The organism is Paenibacillus sp. sgz302148 (assembly GCF_056120465.1).
In genome coordinates this window covers 1-16,862 of record NZ_JBVYOJ010000008.1, presented here as the reverse complement: position 1 = coordinate 16,862, position 16,862 = coordinate 1, and the positions used below count along the sequence as shown (strand labels likewise).

At 54.2% G+C, this 16,862-nt stretch carries 16 protein-coding genes, 2 rRNA genes and 1 riboswitch; of the genes, 1 reads left to right on the top strand and 17 read right to left on the bottom strand.

The genetic code is table 11. The features are described from left to right. Positions 1-285: 285 nt before the first annotated feature. The 15 genes from AC0LWM_RS13265 to AC0LWM_RS13195 all read right to left on the bottom strand — a co-directional run bounded on the left by AC0LWM_RS13265 (position 286) and on the right by AC0LWM_RS13195 (position 15,179). Positions 286-1,461, bottom strand: coding sequence for a phosphoribosylaminoimidazolecarboxamide formyltransferase (locus AC0LWM_RS13265; RefSeq protein WP_474675430.1), 1,176 nt, complete (start codon positions 1,459-1,461; stop codon positions 286-288). After that, the gene (purN, locus tag AC0LWM_RS13260) at positions 1,458-2,090 is read right to left on the bottom strand and encodes a phosphoribosylglycinamide formyltransferase (protein ID WP_474675429.1); all 633 of its coding nucleotides are present in this window, start codon (positions 2,088-2,090) and stop codon (positions 1,458-1,460) included. Before purN ends, AC0LWM_RS13265 begins: the two co-directional genes overlap by 4 nt. After that, positions 2,087-3,130, bottom strand: coding sequence for a phosphoribosylformylglycinamidine cyclo-ligase (gene purM, locus AC0LWM_RS13255; RefSeq protein ID WP_474675428.1), 1,044 nt, complete (start codon positions 3,128-3,130; stop codon positions 2,087-2,089). Before purM ends, purN begins: the two co-directional genes overlap by 4 nt. A gap of 49 nt (positions 3,131-3,179) precedes the next feature. Next, positions 3,180-4,655 (bottom strand): amidophosphoribosyltransferase, encoded by a 1,476-nt coding sequence (purF, locus tag AC0LWM_RS13250; RefSeq protein WP_474675427.1) that lies wholly within the window; start codon positions 4,653-4,655, stop codon positions 3,180-3,182. Beyond that, positions 4,640-6,883, bottom strand: a complete 2,244-nt coding sequence (gene purL / locus AC0LWM_RS13245) for a phosphoribosylformylglycinamidine synthase subunit PurL (protein WP_474675426.1) — start codon at positions 6,881-6,883, stop codon at positions 4,640-4,642. The genes purF and purL overlap by 16 nt, the downstream gene beginning before the upstream one ends. Next, the gene (gene purQ / locus AC0LWM_RS13240) at positions 6,861-7,556 is read right to left on the bottom strand and encodes a phosphoribosylformylglycinamidine synthase subunit PurQ (RefSeq protein WP_474675425.1); all 696 of its coding nucleotides are present in this window, start codon (positions 7,554-7,556) and stop codon (positions 6,861-6,863) included. Before purQ ends, purL begins: the two co-directional genes overlap by 23 nt. Before the next feature lie 5 nt (positions 7,557-7,561). Beyond that, entirely contained in the window at positions 7,562-7,807 is a 246-nt protein-coding gene (purS, locus tag AC0LWM_RS13235; protein ID WP_474675424.1) for a phosphoribosylformylglycinamidine synthase subunit PurS, read from the bottom strand. A 26-nt stretch (positions 7,808-7,833) separates the two neighbouring features. After that, positions 7,834-8,727, bottom strand: coding sequence for a phosphoribosylaminoimidazolesuccinocarboxamide synthase (locus AC0LWM_RS13230; RefSeq protein WP_474675423.1), 894 nt, complete (start codon positions 8,725-8,727; stop codon positions 7,834-7,836). Between the two features lie 44 nt (positions 8,728-8,771). Then, on the bottom strand, positions 8,772-10,067 hold the full coding sequence (gene purB / locus AC0LWM_RS13225; protein ID WP_474675422.1) for an adenylosuccinate lyase: 1,296 nt from the start codon (positions 10,065-10,067) through the stop codon (positions 8,772-8,774). Next, positions 10,064-11,272 (bottom strand): 5-(carboxyamino)imidazole ribonucleotide synthase, encoded by a 1,209-nt coding sequence (gene purK / locus AC0LWM_RS13220; protein ID WP_474675421.1) that lies wholly within the window; start codon positions 11,270-11,272, stop codon positions 10,064-10,066. Before purK ends, purB begins: the two co-directional genes overlap by 4 nt. Beyond that, positions 11,269-11,769, bottom strand: coding sequence for a 5-(carboxyamino)imidazole ribonucleotide mutase (purE, locus tag AC0LWM_RS13215; RefSeq protein ID WP_474675420.1), 501 nt, complete (start codon positions 11,767-11,769; stop codon positions 11,269-11,271). Before purE ends, purK begins: the two co-directional genes overlap by 4 nt. 270 nt (positions 11,770-12,039) lie before the next feature. Continuing rightward, positions 12,040-12,141: riboswitch (purine riboswitch) on the bottom strand. 82 nt (positions 12,142-12,223) lie between these two features. Further along, positions 12,224-12,499, bottom strand: a complete 276-nt coding sequence (locus AC0LWM_RS13210; RefSeq protein ID WP_474675419.1) for a DUF1294 domain-containing protein — start codon at positions 12,497-12,499, stop codon at positions 12,224-12,226. Between the two features lie 167 nt (positions 12,500-12,666). After that, complete coding sequence (locus AC0LWM_RS13205) at positions 12,667-13,335, bottom strand: DUF2642 domain-containing protein (RefSeq protein ID WP_474675418.1); 669 nt, start codon at positions 13,333-13,335, stop codon at positions 12,667-12,669. Positions 13,336-13,602: 267 nt separating this feature from the next. Next, positions 13,603-14,340, bottom strand: coding sequence for a hypothetical protein (locus AC0LWM_RS13200; RefSeq protein WP_474675417.1), 738 nt, complete (start codon positions 14,338-14,340; stop codon positions 13,603-13,605). Positions 14,341-14,858: 518 nt separating this feature from the next. Then, the gene (locus AC0LWM_RS13195) at positions 14,859-15,179 is read right to left on the bottom strand and encodes a hypothetical protein (protein ID WP_474675416.1); all 321 of its coding nucleotides are present in this window, start codon (positions 15,177-15,179) and stop codon (positions 14,859-14,861) included. A 110-nt stretch (positions 15,180-15,289) separates the two neighbouring features. Between AC0LWM_RS13195 and AC0LWM_RS13190 the strand changes: the two genes are divergently transcribed. Continuing rightward, complete coding sequence (locus AC0LWM_RS13190; protein ID WP_474675415.1) at positions 15,290-16,348, top strand: CotH kinase family protein; 1,059 nt, start codon at positions 15,290-15,292, stop codon at positions 16,346-16,348. A 51-nt stretch (positions 16,349-16,399) separates the two neighbouring features. Here AC0LWM_RS13190 and rrf read toward each other — a convergent pair. Both rrf and AC0LWM_RS13180 read right to left on the bottom strand, forming a co-directional pair. Next, a 5S ribosomal RNA gene (gene rrf / locus AC0LWM_RS13185) occupies positions 16,400-16,516 on the bottom strand. Between the two features lie 238 nt (positions 16,517-16,754). Then, positions 16,755-16,862 (bottom strand): 23S ribosomal RNA (locus tag AC0LWM_RS13180); the annotation flags it as partial.

The window sequence follows — 16,862 nt, the reverse complement described above, 5'->3', positions numbered from 1 at the left end:
TCATTTTACTGGAAAACCTACAGGTAATTTCAGCGAAAAAGCCGTCTGCGGGAATAATGTCCCGGATTACCTGCATGAAATCCAGTTATTTGATGAATTCGCGGAAATTCGGCGAATTTAAATGGAGCTTTTCCAGTTATTTTGCCCGGGGCGTCAGCGGGTTCCCTTTACATTTATCTTAGCACCGAGCCTTTAACACACGTCGGCGCAGCGGCCGGAAATCACTAGTCTTAACACCTGCCGACGCAGCGGCCCGAAATGTTCGGACCGCTCCGACGCTTCAAATCAATGGTGGAACAAACGTACGCCGGAGTATACCATTACCATGCCGTAGTCGTTCGCGGCTTGGACCACTTCCTCGTCGCGCATCGAGCTGCCAGCTTGGACGACGTATTTGACGCCGCTGCGGCTGGCGCGGTCGAGGTTGTCGCGGAACGGGAGGAATGCGTCGGAGCCGTAGGACACGCCTTGCAGCTTGTTCAGCCATTCGCGCTTCTGCTCGCGCGTCAGGCGCGCAGGCACTTCCGCGAAGCAAGCTTCCCACGCCGCTTGCTCCACAGGCGTCAGCTCCTCCTCGAGCCACAGGTCGATCGCGTTATTCTGCTCCGCGCGCGACAAGCCTTCGCGGAACTTCATGCTCAGCGCCGTCGGATGCTGGCGCAGGAACCAACGGTCCGCTTTGTCGCCGGCAAGGCGTGTACAATGAATGCGCGACTGCTGTCCTGCGCCGATGCCGATCGTTTGGCCGTTCAGCGTGTAGCAGATCGAATTCGATTGCGTATATTTCAGCGTCACGAGCGCAATAAGCATATCCAGCTTCGCTTGCTCCGGAAGCTCCTTGTTTTCGGTGACGATTTTCTCAAGCGCCGAGCTGTCGATGACCGCGTTGTTGCGCTCTTGCTGAAGCGTAAGCCCGAACAGCGTGCGCGTTTCCACCGGATCCGGTTCATAGTTCGGATCGATTTGCAGGACAAGATATTTGCCGCCTTTTTTGGCGCGCAAAATTTCAAGCGCTTCGTCGGTATACCCCGGCGCGACGACAAGGTCGGATACTTCGCGCTTCAACAGCAGCGCCGTCGAAACGTCCACGATGTCGCTAAGCGCGGCGGCGTCGCCGAACGAGGACATCCGGTCTGCGCCGCGGGCGCGGGCATAAGCCGTTGCAAGCGGGGACAACTCCAGGTCGTCGACGAAATACGCCTTTTTCAGATCGTCCGGAATCGGAACGGCAATCGCGGCTCCTGCCGGGCTGACATGCTTGAACGACGCCGCCGCAGGCATTCCCGTCGCATGGCGAAGCTCGCGGGCAAGCTGGAACGCATTGAATGCGTCGAGAAGGTTAATAAAACCAGGATCGCCGTTCAACACCTTAATCGGCAGCTCCCCTTCGCTCATCAGCTTCGCTTGTTTTTGATGCGGGTTCATTCCGTAACGCAGTTCCAGAACGTTCGACTGACTCATTGAGGAATCCCATCCTTATGTTTAAAATCGGCAGCCTGCTTCAGGTTGATGCTGCCGTTGCAAATGCTTTGAATCACTTCAGGGTACAGCTTGTGTTCGATCTCATGCACGCGCGCCGCAAGCGTTTCTTCCGTATCGTCCGCGCCGATCTCGATCGCTCGCTGCGCGAGAATCGGGCCGCTGTCCATACCGCCGTCGACGAGATGGACCGTTACGCCGGTCACCTTCACGCCATGGCGCAGCGCTTGTCCGATCGCGTCCAGACCGGGGAAGCTCGGCAATAAGGACGGATGAATATTGATCATGCGTCCCCAATACGCCTCAACCATGACATGGGTCAAAATCCGCATGTAGCCGGCCAAGACGACTACATCAACCTGCCTCTCGCGCAGCTGCTGTAGAATCTCTGTCTCGTACGCCTCGCGCGAAGCATACTCCTTCGGCCGAAAAGCAAACACAGGCACGCCTGCGGCCTCGGCACGTCCGATGACCGCCGCGTTCGGGCGGTCACAGACCAAAAGCCCGATGCGAGCATCGAGCCGTCCTTCCTTCGCCGCATCCGCAATCGCTTGAAAATTGCTGCCGTTTCCCGATGCGAATACGGCGATGGTCACCTGTTTTGCACTCATACGTCCGCCCCGGTAAATGTAACGACCTGCTCTCCTGCCGTTACGCGTCCCAGCGTATATGCTTTTTCCCCGTGCTGCTCGAACAAAGCCGCCGCCTTGGCCGCGTCCGCTTCGGATACGATCACGACCATGCCGATGCCCATGTTGAACGTGCGGAACATATCGTTGTTCGTAATGTTCCCTTCACGCTGCATCAGTTCGAAAATCGGCAGAATCGGCCAGGAGCCGTAATCGATTTCGACATTGACGCCTTCAGGCAGTACGCGCGGAATGTTCTCGAGGAAGCCGCCGCCCGTAATATGCGCCATCCCTTTGATTGCCACTTGCTCCAGCACGGCAAGAACCGGCTTCACATAAATTTTCGTTGGCGCCAGCAATACGTCGCCAAGGCGAGCACCGCCTAGAGCGTCAATCGTATCGTGCAAGCTGTAGCCCTTCTGCTCCAACAAGAGCTTGCGAACGAGCGAGAAGCCATTGCTGTGTACGCCGCTCGATGCCAAACCTAATACAACGTCGCCCGGACGAATCGACTTGCCGTCGATGATCTTCTTCTTGTCGACGATGCCTACCGTAAACCCGGCTATATCGTATTCGCCTTCCGAGTACATGCCCGGCATTTCCGCCGTTTCGCCGCCGATGAGCGCGCAGCCCGATTGACGGCAGCCGTCCGAGATGCCGCTGACGATCGCTTCGATCTTCTCCGGCACGACACGGTCGCAAGCCAAGTAGTCTAGGAAAAACAACGGCTCCGCGCCTTGCACGATAATGTCGTTCACGCACATGGCCACGGCGTCAACGCCGATCGTATCGTGCTTATCCATCGTAAAAGCAACCTTCAGCTTCGTTCCGACGCCGTCCGTTCCGGATACGAGCACAGGCTCCTCATATTTGTCCTTGTTCAGCGAGAACAATGCGCCAAAACCGCCCAGATCGGTCAATACTTCCGGCCGAAACGTCGTTTTGACGTGTTTTTTCATCCGTTCCACAGCTTCGTTGCCTGCCGCGATATCGACTCCGGCATTTTTATAAGCTTCCGACACCGTGCCCACTCCCCTTGTTCTATAAGTGATATCTATAAATCCAACCGTATCAATCGCAACCGCCGCAGCCGGCTTCCGCTTCAACCAGCTCGGTCGGATAATCGTTATCGAAGCACGCCATGCACAATCCGCGATTATGCTCGCCTTCGCCGCCGCCTACCGAATTCATCAAGCCTTCCTTGCTCAGGAAAGCGAGCGAGTCGGCGTTAATCGCCTTGCGGATCTCTTCGATCGTCTTCGACGAAGCGATGAGCTCCTTGCGATCCGGCGTATCGATGCCGTAAAAGCACGGATTGGCAAAAGGCGGCGAGCTGATCCGCACATGCACCTCTGTTGCGCCCGCTTCACGCAGCAGGTTGACGATTCGCAGCGATGTTGTGCCGCGTACGATGGAGTCGTCGATCATGACGACGCGTTTGCCTTCGACGACTTTGCGAACGGCGCTCAGCTTCATCTTGACGCCTTTTTCCCGCAGCTCTTGGCTCGGTTGAATGAACGTACGTCCCGTGTACTTGTTCTTGATGAGGCCAAGCTCGTACGGAATGCCCGTTTCCTCGGCAAAACCGATCGCCGCGGAAATGCTCGAATCCGGCACGCCGGTTACGACGTCGGCGTCGACGAACGCTTCCTGCGCCAACTGCTTGCCCATCTTCTTGCGCGTCGTATGCACGTTGTTGCCGTTCAGGTCGCTGTCCGGGCGCGCGAAATAAATATATTCCATCGCGCATACCGCGCGGCGCTCCAGCGGCGTATACGTATCCTCGCGCAAGCCGTTTTTGTCAAGCACGAGCAGCTCGCCCGGCGCGATATCGCGCACGTATTCGGCGCCGATCGTTTCGAAGGCGCACGTCTCCGACGCGAAAATATACGCGTCGCCGAGACGCCCCATCACGAGCGGGCGCAAGCCGTGCGGGTCGGAAGCGACCATCAGCTTGTCGTTCGTCAGGATGAGGAACGCGTAGCCGCCGATAATTTGCTGCAGCGCTTCCCGAACCGCCTCGACAACGTCAAGCGGCGAACGGGCGATCAAATGCGCGATAACTTCCGTGTCGCTTGTCGTTTGGAAGATCGAGCCTTGCTGCTCCAGCTTCTTGCGGATTTCCGGCGCGTTCAGGATGTTCCCGTTCGTAGCGATCGCGAGGTCGCCTTCGCGATATTTGAACACGAGCGGTTGTGCATTCGCCAGCTTGCTTTCGCCGGCCGTCGAATACCGGACGTGGCCGATCGCCACGTTGCCGGTCAGCGACGCCAGCTTATCGTTGTCGAACACTTCCTTCACAAGCCCCATGTTACGATGATAGTTGAACGTTTTACCGTCGGTGACGCATATGCCCGAGCTTTCTTCCCCGCGATGCTGCAGCGCATGCAAGCCGTAATACGACAGCGTGGAAGCGGCGTCGTGTCCGTACACGCCGAACACGCCGCACTCCTCCTTCAGCTTGTCGAATATATCGTCCCGGCCCATGCCTTCGTTGTAGTAATCGCCGGTCCACAATACCTGCTTGCCTTTTATTGCATCAGACATGGAATCGCATCCTTCCAAACCTTTTCCAGCCCCTTAACCGGAGCCTGGACGGCTTGTTTTGCATTCACTTGAATTTTCAGCTCGCTGCCTTTGACGACGCCCAGCGTTTGGCATGGAACGCCTTGCTCCACAACCCATGCTTTCAACGCTTCCGCCTTCTCAGGCGTTGCCGTCAGCAGGATACGCGATTGGCTTTCGCTGAACAAAGCGATATCGCTGCGCAGATCGGCCGTGAAGTTCACTTCCGCACCGATGCCGCCGCTGATGCAGCTCTCCGCCAGCGCCAAGGCAAGGCCGCCTTCGGACAAGTCGTGCGCCGAAGCGACGAGGCCCTTTTGAATCGCGCCAAGCACCGTCCGGTGCAACGTTTTTTCCGTTTGCAGATCAAGCTGCGGTGGGCGTCCTTCCGTTACGCCATGGATGACGTATTGGAATTCGCTGCCGCCAAGCTCGGCTTTCGTCTCGCCAAGCAGAATAATAACGTCGCCTTCGCGTTTAAACGCTTGCGTCGTAATATGATCGATATCATGAACGAGGCCGACCATGCCGATAACCGGCGTCGGGTAAATCGCGCCTTTGGCGTTTTCGTTGTACAAGCTGACATTGCCGCCGATAACCGGCGTATCCAGCACGCGGCAAGCTTCCGCCATGCCGTCGACCGAACGCTCCAACTGCCAGAAAATCTCAGGCTTCTCCGGGCTGCCGTAGTTCAGGTTGTCCGTTACCGCAAGAGGCTCCGCGCCCGAGCAAACGATGTTGCGCGCCGCTTCGCTGACCGCGATTTTGCCGCCGACTTCAGGATCAAGATATACATGGCGTCCATTGCAGTCCGTCGTCATCGCCAGCGCCTTGCGCGTGCCGCGGATTGCGACGACAGCCGCATCCGAACCAGGTTGTACGTAAGTGCTCGTACCAACCATATGGTCATATTGCTTGTAAACCCATTCCTTACTCGCAACCGACGGAGAAGCTAACACTTTGCTGAGCGCTTCGTTCAGGTCGGTCACTTCCGGGTAACGGTTCGTATCGATCGACGCGCTTGCTTCGTAATAAGCAGGCACCTTCGATGGCTTATGATAAACCGGGCACTCGTCAACGAGTGCGCCAACCGGCATGTCGGCGACGATTTCGCCGTGGTGGAACAGCTTTAGGCGGCCGTCGTCAGTTACTTTGCCTACCTTCGCGCAGTGCAGGCCATAACGCTCAAAAATCGCTTTCGCTTGCGCTTCGTCCTTCGGCTCGGTAACGAACAGCATCCGTTCCTGCGATTCGGACAACATCATTTCATAAGCGGTCATGCCTTCTTCGCGCTGCGGCACCTCGTCTAGGTACAACTCCATGCCGTTGCCCGCCTTGCTCGCCATCTCCGCGCTGGAGCAGGTCAAGCCGGCTGCGCCCATGTCTTGGATGCCAAGCACGATGCCGGAGTCGATCAGCTCGAGGCAAGCTTCCATAACAAGCTTCTCCATGAACGGATCGCCGACTTGCACCGCCGGACGTTTCGCTTCCGACTCTTCCGTCAGCTCTTCCGAAGCGAACGTTGCGCCGTGGATGCCGTCGCGGCCTGTTGCCGGGCCAACGTAGAATACCGGGTTACCGACGCCTTTGGCGACGCCGCGCTGAATTTTATCATGATCAATGAGGCCTACGCACATCGCGTTCACGAGCGGATTGCCTTCATAGCTTTCGTCGAACATGACTTCGCCGCCAACCGTCGGAATACCGATACAGTTGCCGTAGCCGCCGATACCGGCAACGACGTTTTCGAACAGATAACGAACGCGCTCGTTCTCAAGACGTCCGAAGCGCAGCGAGTTGAGCAATGCGATCGGTCTTGCGCCCATGGAGAAAATATCGCGGATAATGCCGCCCACGCCTGTCGTTGCGCCTTGGTAAGGCTCGATCGCGGAAGGGTGGTTATGGCTTTCGATTTTGAATACGACCGCCTGGTTATCGCCGATGTCGACGATGCCGGCGCCTTCGCCCGGTCCCATCAGAACGCGAGGGCCCGTCGTCGGGAAGCGGCGCAATACCGGCTTCGAGTTTTTGTAAGAGCAATGCTCCGACCACATGACGCTGAATACGCCGATTTCGGTGTAGTTCGGCTTCCGTCCGAGGAATCCGCATACTTTCGCGTATTCGTCGTCGGTCACGCCGAATTGCTTATATACTTTTTGCTCGGCGATTTGTTCCGCCGTCGGTTCTTTAGCCGTTAACTGCTGCGCCATGCTGTTCCCTCCATGCGTTCAAAATCGAAGTAAACATCCGTTTGCCGTCTTCCGAGCCGAGCAATTGATCCACTGCACGCTCCGGATGCGGCATCATGCCGACGACGTTGCCTTGCTTGTTGCACACGCCCGCGATATCGTCCACCGATCCGTTCGGATTATTGCCGCCCGCGTAACGGAATACGATCTGGTTGTTCGCTTTCAACTGCTCAAGCGTTGCGGCGTCGCAATAATAGTTGCCTTCACCGTGGTTGATTGGAATATTGATTTCTTCACCCACCGCATATTGGTTCGTAAACGGCGTTTTGTTGTTTTCCACCCGCAGCATTTGCGCGTGGCATTGGAATTTCATCGATTTGTTGCGGCGCAGCGCGCCCGGCAAAAGTCCCGCTTCCGTCAGGATCTGGAACCCGTTGCAAATGCCGATAATATATTTGCCTTGCTCGGCTGCTTTCGCCACTTCGGCCATGACGGGCGCGAAGCGCGCGATCGCGCCGCAGCGCAGGTAGTCGCCGTAGGAGAATCCGCCCGGCAGGATGATGCAATCGTATTTGGATAAGTCCGTAGCCGTATGCCAAACGTATTCGACCGGCTGATTCACGATATCTTCGATCGCTTTGTAGCAATCGACGTCACAGTTCGAGCCCGGAAATACGAGAACCGCAAAATTCATGTCGTTTAGCCCTCCAACTCGAAACGGTAGTCTTCGATGACCGTATTCGCAAGCAGCTTTTCGCACATCGCTTTCACTCGTGCTTCCGCTTCGGCGCGGTCCGTCGTATTCAGGTCGAGCTCCAAATATTTGCCGACGCGCGCTTTGGCTACTTCCGCAAAGCCCATCGAGTGAAGCGCTCCTTGCACGGCGTTGCCTTGCGGGTCCAAAACGTTCTGTTTAATCGTTACGTAGACGGTTGCTTTGATCATCGATTATTCTCCTCTTTTCAACAAATCTATTTGGTTAAACGATCGTAAATCTCTTTGTAGCGGCGTGTCGTTTCGCTTACGACTTCGGCCGGCAGCGGATCGGGCTTGCTGTTCTTGTCCCAGCCGGAGCCTGCAAGATACGTCCGGACCGGCTCCTTGTCCATGCTGTCGATCTCGATGTCGAGAGCGTAATTTTCTTTGGCCCAGAAACGTGAGGAATCCGGGGTAAACAACTCGTCGATCAGAATGATCTGGCCGTCGATGATGCCGAATTCAAACTTGCAATCCGCCAGGATAATGCCGCGCTCCGCGCAATACGCATGAGCGAATTCGTACAGCTTGATGCTTTTTTCCTTCAGCTGCTCCGCCACGTCGGCGCCGACGAGTTCCACCATTCGTGCGAACGAAATGTCTTCATCGTGACCGACGTCGTTCTTGGCCGCAGGGGTGAAGATCGGCTCGGGGAAGCGCTCGTTTTTGCGCATGCCGCTAGGCAGCTTGATGCCGTTCACTTCGGACGTTTTTTCGTATTGTCTCCAACCGCCGCCCGTTATATAGCCGCGTACGACGCATTCGATGTCGATCCGCTCCGCCTTTTTCGTCACCATGATCCGGTCCTTCATGACCGCCTTATCGGTGACGATGTCGCCAAGCCGCTCAACGTCGGTATGAACGACATGGTTCGGCTGAATGGCCGCCGTTTGCTCGAACCAGTAAGCGCTCAGCCGGTTCAGCACGTTGCCTTTCTCCGGCACGGCCGGCTCCAGCACATAATCGAAGGCGGAAATCCGATCCGTCACGACGATCAAATAATGCTCGCCGAGGTCATAAAGCTCGCGGACTTTGCCTTTGTACAGCAGGGGTGCTTTGACATACTCCGCCGCGGTTGCAATCGCCGTATTGTTCATCAGCTCCGGCATCTCCTTTTCTCCCACATGATTGTTCTATCTGCTACAACCTCAAATTACGCAAGTCCTAGACGTTCAAAAATCGCATCGACGTTCTTCAAATGCCAAGCCGGGTTGAAGCAATCAGCAATATCGTCGGCGTTCAGCACTTCGGTAATTGCCGGCGTCTCCGAAATGATATCGCGGAACGAACGCTGCTCTTCCCAAGCCTGCATCGCTCTCGGCTGCACCGTGTCGTAAGCTTGCTCGCGGCTGAAGCCTTTTTCGATCAGCTTCGTCATGACGCGTCCGGAGAACGGCACGCCGTACGTTCTTTCCATGTTGCGCTTCATATTTTCCGGGAACACGGTCAAGTTCTTAATGATGTTGCCGAGACGGTTCAGCATGTAGTTCAGCAGCATCGTTGCATCCGGCAGAATGATCCGCTCCACGGACGAGTGCGAGATGTCGCGTTCATGCCAGAGCGGCACGTTCTCGTAAGCCGAAACCATGTGGCCGCGAATGACGCGCGCGAGGCCGCTGATGTTCTCGCAGCCGATCGGGTTGCGCTTGTGCGGCATCGCCGACGAGCCTTTTTGCCCTTTGCCGAACGGCTCCTCGACCTCGCGGAATTCGCTCTTCTGTAGGCCGCGGATTTCCGTCGCGAACTTGTCGAGCGACGTTGCGATCAGTGCCAGCGTTGCCATGTAGTCGGCGTGGCGGTCGCGCTGCAGCGTTTGTGTCGAAATCGGCGCCGCTTTAATGCCCAGTTTGTTGCATACGAACGACTCTACGAACGGATCGATGTTGGCGAACGTGCCGACCGCGCCGGACATTTTGCCGTATTGTACACCATCTGCCGCCGAGCGGAAACGGTCCAAGTTGCGCTTCATTTCTTCGTGCCAGAGCGCCATCTTAAGGCCGAACGTTGTCGGCTCGGCATGAACGCCGTGCGTCCGTCCCATCATCGGGGTATGCTTATATTGAATCGCCTTCTCGCGCAAAATGTCGATAAAAGCGACGATGTCCTTGTCGATAATTGCGTTCGCTTGCAGCAGCAAATATCCTAGCGCCGTATCAACGACGTCCGTCGACGTCAAACCGTAATGCACCCATTTGCGCTCCGGCCCGCAAGTTTCCGACACGGCACGCGTGAACGCGATGACGTCGTGGCGGGTTTCCTGCTCGATTTCGTAGATCCGGTCGATGTTAAAACCCGCGTTTTTGCGCAGCTCCACCGTATCTTCCTTCGGAATGGCGCCCAGCTCGGCCCAAGCCTCGCAAGCGCAAAGCTCCACCTCGAGCCATGCCTTGAATTTGTTCTCTTCGGTCCAAATGGCCCGCATTTCCGGTCTGCTGTAACGTTCGATCATGTTCTATCGGCCCTCCAAATATTCGATTGTTGAACCCATGCCAGCGCATCTTCCACATCATCGCAGAGGATGTTCACATGTCCCATCTTGCGCTGACGTTTCGCTTCTTGCTTGCCATATAAATGAATCTTAGGCGTGACACCGGTACCTGTACCGGCATTTGTTCCATTCACGCCGTCAGCTTGATCTTGTTCTTGTCCCGCCATCCATTGCAACAGCGGCTCGACATGTTGGCCGAGTATGTTCGCCATGACGACCGGCGACATTAGCTCCGTGGAGCCAAGCGGCAGGTTGCAAATCGCCCGCACATGCTGCTCGAATTGCGATGTCTTGCATGCCTCCATCGTATAGTGACCGGAGTTGTGAGGCCGCGGCGCCAGCTCGTTCACGAACAGGTCGCCGTCCGGCGTCATGAACAGCTCTACCGCGATGAGGCCGACGACGTCGAGCGCTTCGGCTATTTGGACCGCGAGCTGCTCCGCTCGCCGCTGCACCGAAGCTTCGATCCGCGCAGGCACGATGGACAAGTGCAGGATGTTATCGACATGGATGTTCTCCGCCGCCGGAAAAGCCTTCACTTCGCCCCGCGGACTGCGTGCCGCGATCACCGATAGTTCCTTCTCGAAACGGATAAACTGCTCTAGTACAAGCTGCGTACCGGCACGGCTTAACGTTTCGTAAGCTTCTCCGACTTCGTCAAGCGAACGGATGACCCATTGACCTTTGCCGTCGTACCCGCCGGTCGCCGTCTTCAGCACGCATGGCGTCCCGAAGCGTCGGGCCGCTTCCCGAAGCTGCTCCGCGCTGACGATCTCAACGTATGGCGCCACCTTGACGCCCGCCGCTTCGATCGCGCGTTTCTCGCGAAGCCGATGCTGCGTCGTGTAGAGCAGCTCGCTGCCTTGCGGTACGTAAGACTCGTCCATAAGCAGAGCCGCAACGCCCGCATCCACATTCTCGAATTCATAGGTAATGACGTCCGCAAGCTTCGCTAATTCCCGTGCCGCAACGATGTCGCTGTAAGCCGCCGTAATTTGCCGGCCGGCGACTTGGCCGCAAGGCGAATCCGGCGTCGGGTCGAGCGTCACGAACCGGTAGCCCATGTTGCTGCCCGCAAGCGCCAGCATCCGCCCGAGCTGTCCGCCGCCCAGAACGCCGATCGTCGAGCCCGGAAGAAGAACTTTCCCCGGATCGTAGGCGCTCATAGCGCTTCCTCCCCAAGACGGTCGCTCGTCGCGAGCACGTCGTCGCGGGTCCGGTCCCGCCGCGCTTGTACTTTGCGCTGCAATTCCGGGTCGAATGCGCCGATCAGCTGCGCCGCGAGCAGTCCCGCGTTCGTCGCGCCCGCTTTGCCGATCGCTACCGTCGCGACGGGTATCCCGCCCGGCATCTGCACGATCGACAGCAGCGAATCGAGCCCGTTCAACGCCGCCGACTTGACCGGTACGCCGATGACCGGCAGCACCGTCTTCGCCGCGACCATGCCCGGCAAGTGCGCAGCGCCGCCGGCACCCGCAATAATAACCTTCAATCCGCGGCCGATCGCCGCTTCCGCATATTCAAACATCAAATCCGGCGTGCGATGCGCGGAAACAACCTTTTTCTCATATTCCACGCCTAGCTCGTCCAGCACGTCGCACGCATGCTTCATCGTTTCCCAATCGGACTGGCTGCCCATGATGACGCCCACTTGCACTGCCATCCTTCAACCTACCTTCTGCAATAAAATGAAATAAGGAACGTTTTCTCCAAACAAAAAAAGTCCGGCGACAGGATCGCAAGGAACCTACCCACTGGACACGAGAAAACGTGCGAAATGCCCGTACAGCAGTCGGAGGATGATCATCCGTCTCGCATTGCACCGGCCACTGCCGCACTTCAACCGTTCGCTTTGCGGCATTGTCCGAACGCCTTTGCTCTCAACTACCTATATCGCATAGTATCGCACAAACAGCGCCGTATTATTTACCTTCCGCAGCGAGGTTTTTCTCGTAGTCCAAAAATTTGCGGTTTTTGGGTAGATACTTTCGGGCCTTATCCCCGATATTATACGAGATTCAATTGTTATCTTCACTTTTAGTTTAACGTAGTTAAATGAAAGGTGTCAACCCAAAAAGCCGAACATTCATAATATGTATATTGGGAATAGTTCGTTTTTAACACAATTGTCGCAAATAAACGTAACTCACGACGTTCACCAGCAATAAGATCGGCATGCCAATGACAAAAGATCGGTGCTTCGTCTTGTGATGGACCGAATACATCCCGATGAGCGAGCCTAACGCGCCCCCAAGCGCGCCAACGATGAACAGCATCCGCTCCGGTATCCGGCGTTTCCTTCGTTTCGCTTTTTTCTTATCGGACAGCATGGAAGCTAGTCCTATACCATTGATGACAACCGCATAAGCGATCAAAATGATCTCGTTCCCCAATTCCAACCCTCATTTCACGGCGATTGTTCACCAGCATACCACAAAGGAACAGAGAGGAGAAGCCATGCGCTTAGGGGGGCAAAATAAACCGGCGAAACCGCAACATCGAAAACTTGGCAACCCGAAAGGCTGCCAAGTCTATTTTCTAAGTCTGTTTGTATGTTCCTTTAAGGCAGGTGCACCGTCTTCACGTGGTCCAGATGCAGAAAGACGGTTCCTCCATTCGCCGTAACGAGCTCGAGCGTACTATTTTCCACCGATTTTAACAGGCCGATTTTATTAGGGTTTTCACCCAGATCCAGTACGATAAACTCGCCCTCCAGCTTTTTAAGCTGCAAATCAAACGTGCGCGCCAACGTCATATTCGACGGTTTGACAGGAAACCGTTCCTGATTTAATGAGTAAGGCGTCAAGTTCGGGTGATACGGAATCAAATATTTGAGATGCTGCAGCGAAATAAGCACCGTATGAAACACCGGGGAGTAGAAAACGAAGAAATCGTTCATAATGCTTGTCAAATAACCATGTATCGACTGATTTCCGGCAATATACAACTCAGCGAACATCCCTTTGGCATTCATCAGCATTTTGCGATAGGAAATCGTTTCGCTTTGGTTCTCGAACGGAACCTCCGGCGGGACAATGATTTCAGCATCCTTCGATCGAGACAATCGAATGTTCTGCAAATGAATTAATGGAATATATAAAAATTGCATGCCGTCATGGATGACGAGGATATCGCTGCCCAAATCGACCAAATTTCCTTTGATCGGGATCGGTCTTCCCGAGATTTCCATCTCGACATATTTCCCTACGAATGTACGTAATTTATTCACTCCGAAGCCTCCTTTCCGAGCATTCCAACGCAAAATCGGCCGACATAATTGGTGCGCTGGAGGCTGCTGCGACCAACGCACCGCATCAAACAATACACCATCTCGCTATACACGATTTAAAAAAAGAAACCGGATGCGAAAGCCATAGGAGCGACCTGTATCCTATCCGCCAAGTAGGATTTCGCAACTGCAGCCTCCGCATCACAGTCATTCAACCGGACCGGGTAAACTCTCCTTCTGGAAGGATTTATTCGCCGGGCTAGCTTGTTACCTTCTTTTGGCTGTGCTTTTGCTTCTGGCGTTTGTTTTTCTGCGTCGGCTGCTGGTTTTTCTCGATCTGCGGCTCCGGCTGAACTTGCTGCTGCGATCGCGTTTGCTGCTGCTTCGTCCGCTGCTGTGGCTGTGATTGCTGCTATGACTGCGTCCGCTGCTGTTATGTTTGGAACTGCGGTTATCTTTGCGCTCGCTTTTATTGTTGTCTTTGTTTTTTTCGTTGTTGTTGTTGTTTTTGTTATTGTTATTGTTGTTATTGCTTCTGTCATATATGCTTGCGCTTTTGATGTGGAACAACGGGATTTGCACCACTTCATTGTTTACGACCAGAAGCAAAGAGTTGTCCGTGCATTCCGTAATGAAACCGGCGACTTTTTCCGGACCGTTGCTGTTGATTTGCACGAATTCATGCTTCAGCTTCTGCAGGATGCTTTTGAAGTTCGATCCTGTAATGTGTTCCGGCGTTTCATCATAGGAATAGTTCGATTCGCCGGAGTCGCTTAAGCTTTTTACGTGCCTTGCATTCACGTACATAATGACCGCATTGCCCTGATTGTTGTTATTGTTGTTGCCTCCGTTATTGTCGCCGTTGTTATTCTTATTGTTATTGTTGTTGTTATAGGAATGGACTACGTAAAAGTCGGAACCGATCTCGAGCAGTTTGCCGGTGATCGTATCAGGTCCACCTCTATTGACCTTAACTTCTCTGCCTACCATTTCATAGTTCGCCATCTCTGTTTTCTCCTCCTGAAAATAAAATAATTCCCTCCGCCACTCATGGCCGGTCGCCGCTTGTTCACGGCAAATCTGCGAGTAAACTGTTCTGCAGGATAGACCGCAACGATAACTTGCGGATCACCTCCTTTACGGAATTACGTTCCGATTGACCTTATAAGAAGCTTTTGCGGCGTTTTATGATTCACTCGGGTACCTGTTGGACAATTACCTCCTTTCAAGTGTCATTGATGTTTATTTGTAATTTATAAATATGTATCCCGTATAAGGGGTGTACTAGTCTTAAAACTATTTCCTGATAAATTCCACTCATATGGAACAAGCGGGCGAATACGCTTGCAATATATTCTCCTATTTTTAAAAAGGATGACCTTTATCCAATCAAAGCTAGCAGCTAGATCATAGATTATAGTAATGAAGGGAGGATACCAATATGAATGAGTGGAACTTAGGCGATTGGTGGTTAGGGGATAACGAAGATTGCTCATGCGGGGATTCCAGCAGCTCAGACGGTTCTAGACGCTCTTGCGGCTGTCATGATTCTGGCGGTTCAAAAGGCTCGCATTGCTCTTGTGGCTCTCGTGGTTCCCATGGTTCCCGCGGTTCTCGCGGCTCCCACGGCTCTGGCGGTTCACACGGTTCTCGCGGATCTCACGGTTCTCGCGGCTCTCACGGTTCTCGCGGTTCTCACGGTTCTCGTGGCTCTCACGGTTCTCGTGGCTCCCACGGTTCTCGCGGTACTCGCGGTACTCGCGGTTCTCACGGTTTTCGCCGCTCTCACGGTTCTCGCGGGGGCTCCCATGGATTTCGCCGTGGCCGCTGATAATATACCGCATATCGCCATTCGCCGTGCCAGAGTCTTGTTCGGCGTCATATAGTAATCCATCGTAAGCCTATCATTCCAAGATAGGCTTATTTATTTTCCGATGGAAGGCGGAGAATCTCGATGGAGCTGCCTACTCGACATTTTGCCGTTCGGGATCAACAAATGAAAGAACTCCAAAAAGACGTATGGAGCGACGAGTTCGTTCGAGCCTCTTACGACAACGATAAAGGGAAGCAAGAACAAATCTACTTGCGTTATCGCGGCGGCCATACGCGCGATTATCCCAAAAAATCGTACGAGATCGTCAGAAAAGGCAAAACCGTTCATTTTAATGCCGAATACGATGACCCTTCAATGATCAGAAATGCGCTATCCTTCCGTTTTTTTCGAATGATTGGCGTACCCAGCCCCCAAACAAGACACTGCTTGCTTTATTTGAACGATGAACCGCTCGGTCCATATCTGGAAATCGAGGCGGTTGACAAACATTTTTTCAACCGCCGCGGCATCTCCGTTAAATCGCTGGTATACGCGTCAAACGACGATGCCAACTTTTCATTGATAAGTCCGGATACGAATAAGCGCAAAAAATCGCTATTCGACGGCTATCGGCTCAAAATCGGCAATAGCGGCACCCGCAAACGGATCGCTTCATTCGTTCGCAATTTGAATCGTCGAGGCAAAAAAGATTTATACGCTTATTTAAACCGCCACCTCGACATCGACAACTATTTGCATTGGCTTGCAGGGGCCGTGTTAACCGGCAATTATGACGGATTTGATCAGAACTATGCCCTGTACAGGCATCGATCACGCGACGTACTTCGCATTGTGCCTTGGGATTATGAAGGGACTTGGGGAAGAAACTGCTACGGCAAAATTTGCAGGAGCGACTTGGTATCGGTCACGGGACACAATAAGTTAACGAAAGCTCTTTTGAACTACAGCTCAGTCAAGAAAAAATACAAATCGATTCTGGAAGGTATCCTGGACGATACGTTCACGAGAGAGCGGATCGAACCGATCGTCTACAAGCTGCACGACAGCATAGCTCCGCATATCTATCGCGATACGATGCGTAAATGGTCCTATTCGGTATTCAGCGGAGAACCGGATGTGATTATCAATTACATTCGAGAACGGAGGGATATCGTATTCCGGGAGTTAAAAAAAATGTAGAACATAAAAAACAGCCATTACGACGAATCGTAATGGCTGTTCTCTGCATGTGCTTGGCGACGTCCTACTCTCCCAGGATCCTGCGATCCAAGTACCATCGGCGCTGGAGGGCTTAACGGTCGTGTTCGGGATGGGTACGCGTGGAACCCCTCCGCCATCGCCACCAAACGTGCTATCGCTTATCGCGAAAGCGTGCAATGCTCAGGTTGCAGCATCGCCAAATGCCGCGAAAACAACGTTCACCCGAATCGCGCTTGGCGGTTCGAGCGTTCATCATTATTCCCTGAAAACTGAATGCGAAAGTAAGTGTGCTTCGATATCCTTAGCTTCCCGGTGTTTTGGTTCCGGGGTCCCCGAAAAGTAATCGGCATATGCTACAGAGCATTACGTCACTTTTTGGGGTAATTTAGTTAAGCCCTCGACCGATTAGTATTCGTCAGCTGCACGCATTGCTGCGCTTCCACCCCGAACCTATCAACCTCGTCGTCTACGAGGGGTCTTACGAATTGGGAAA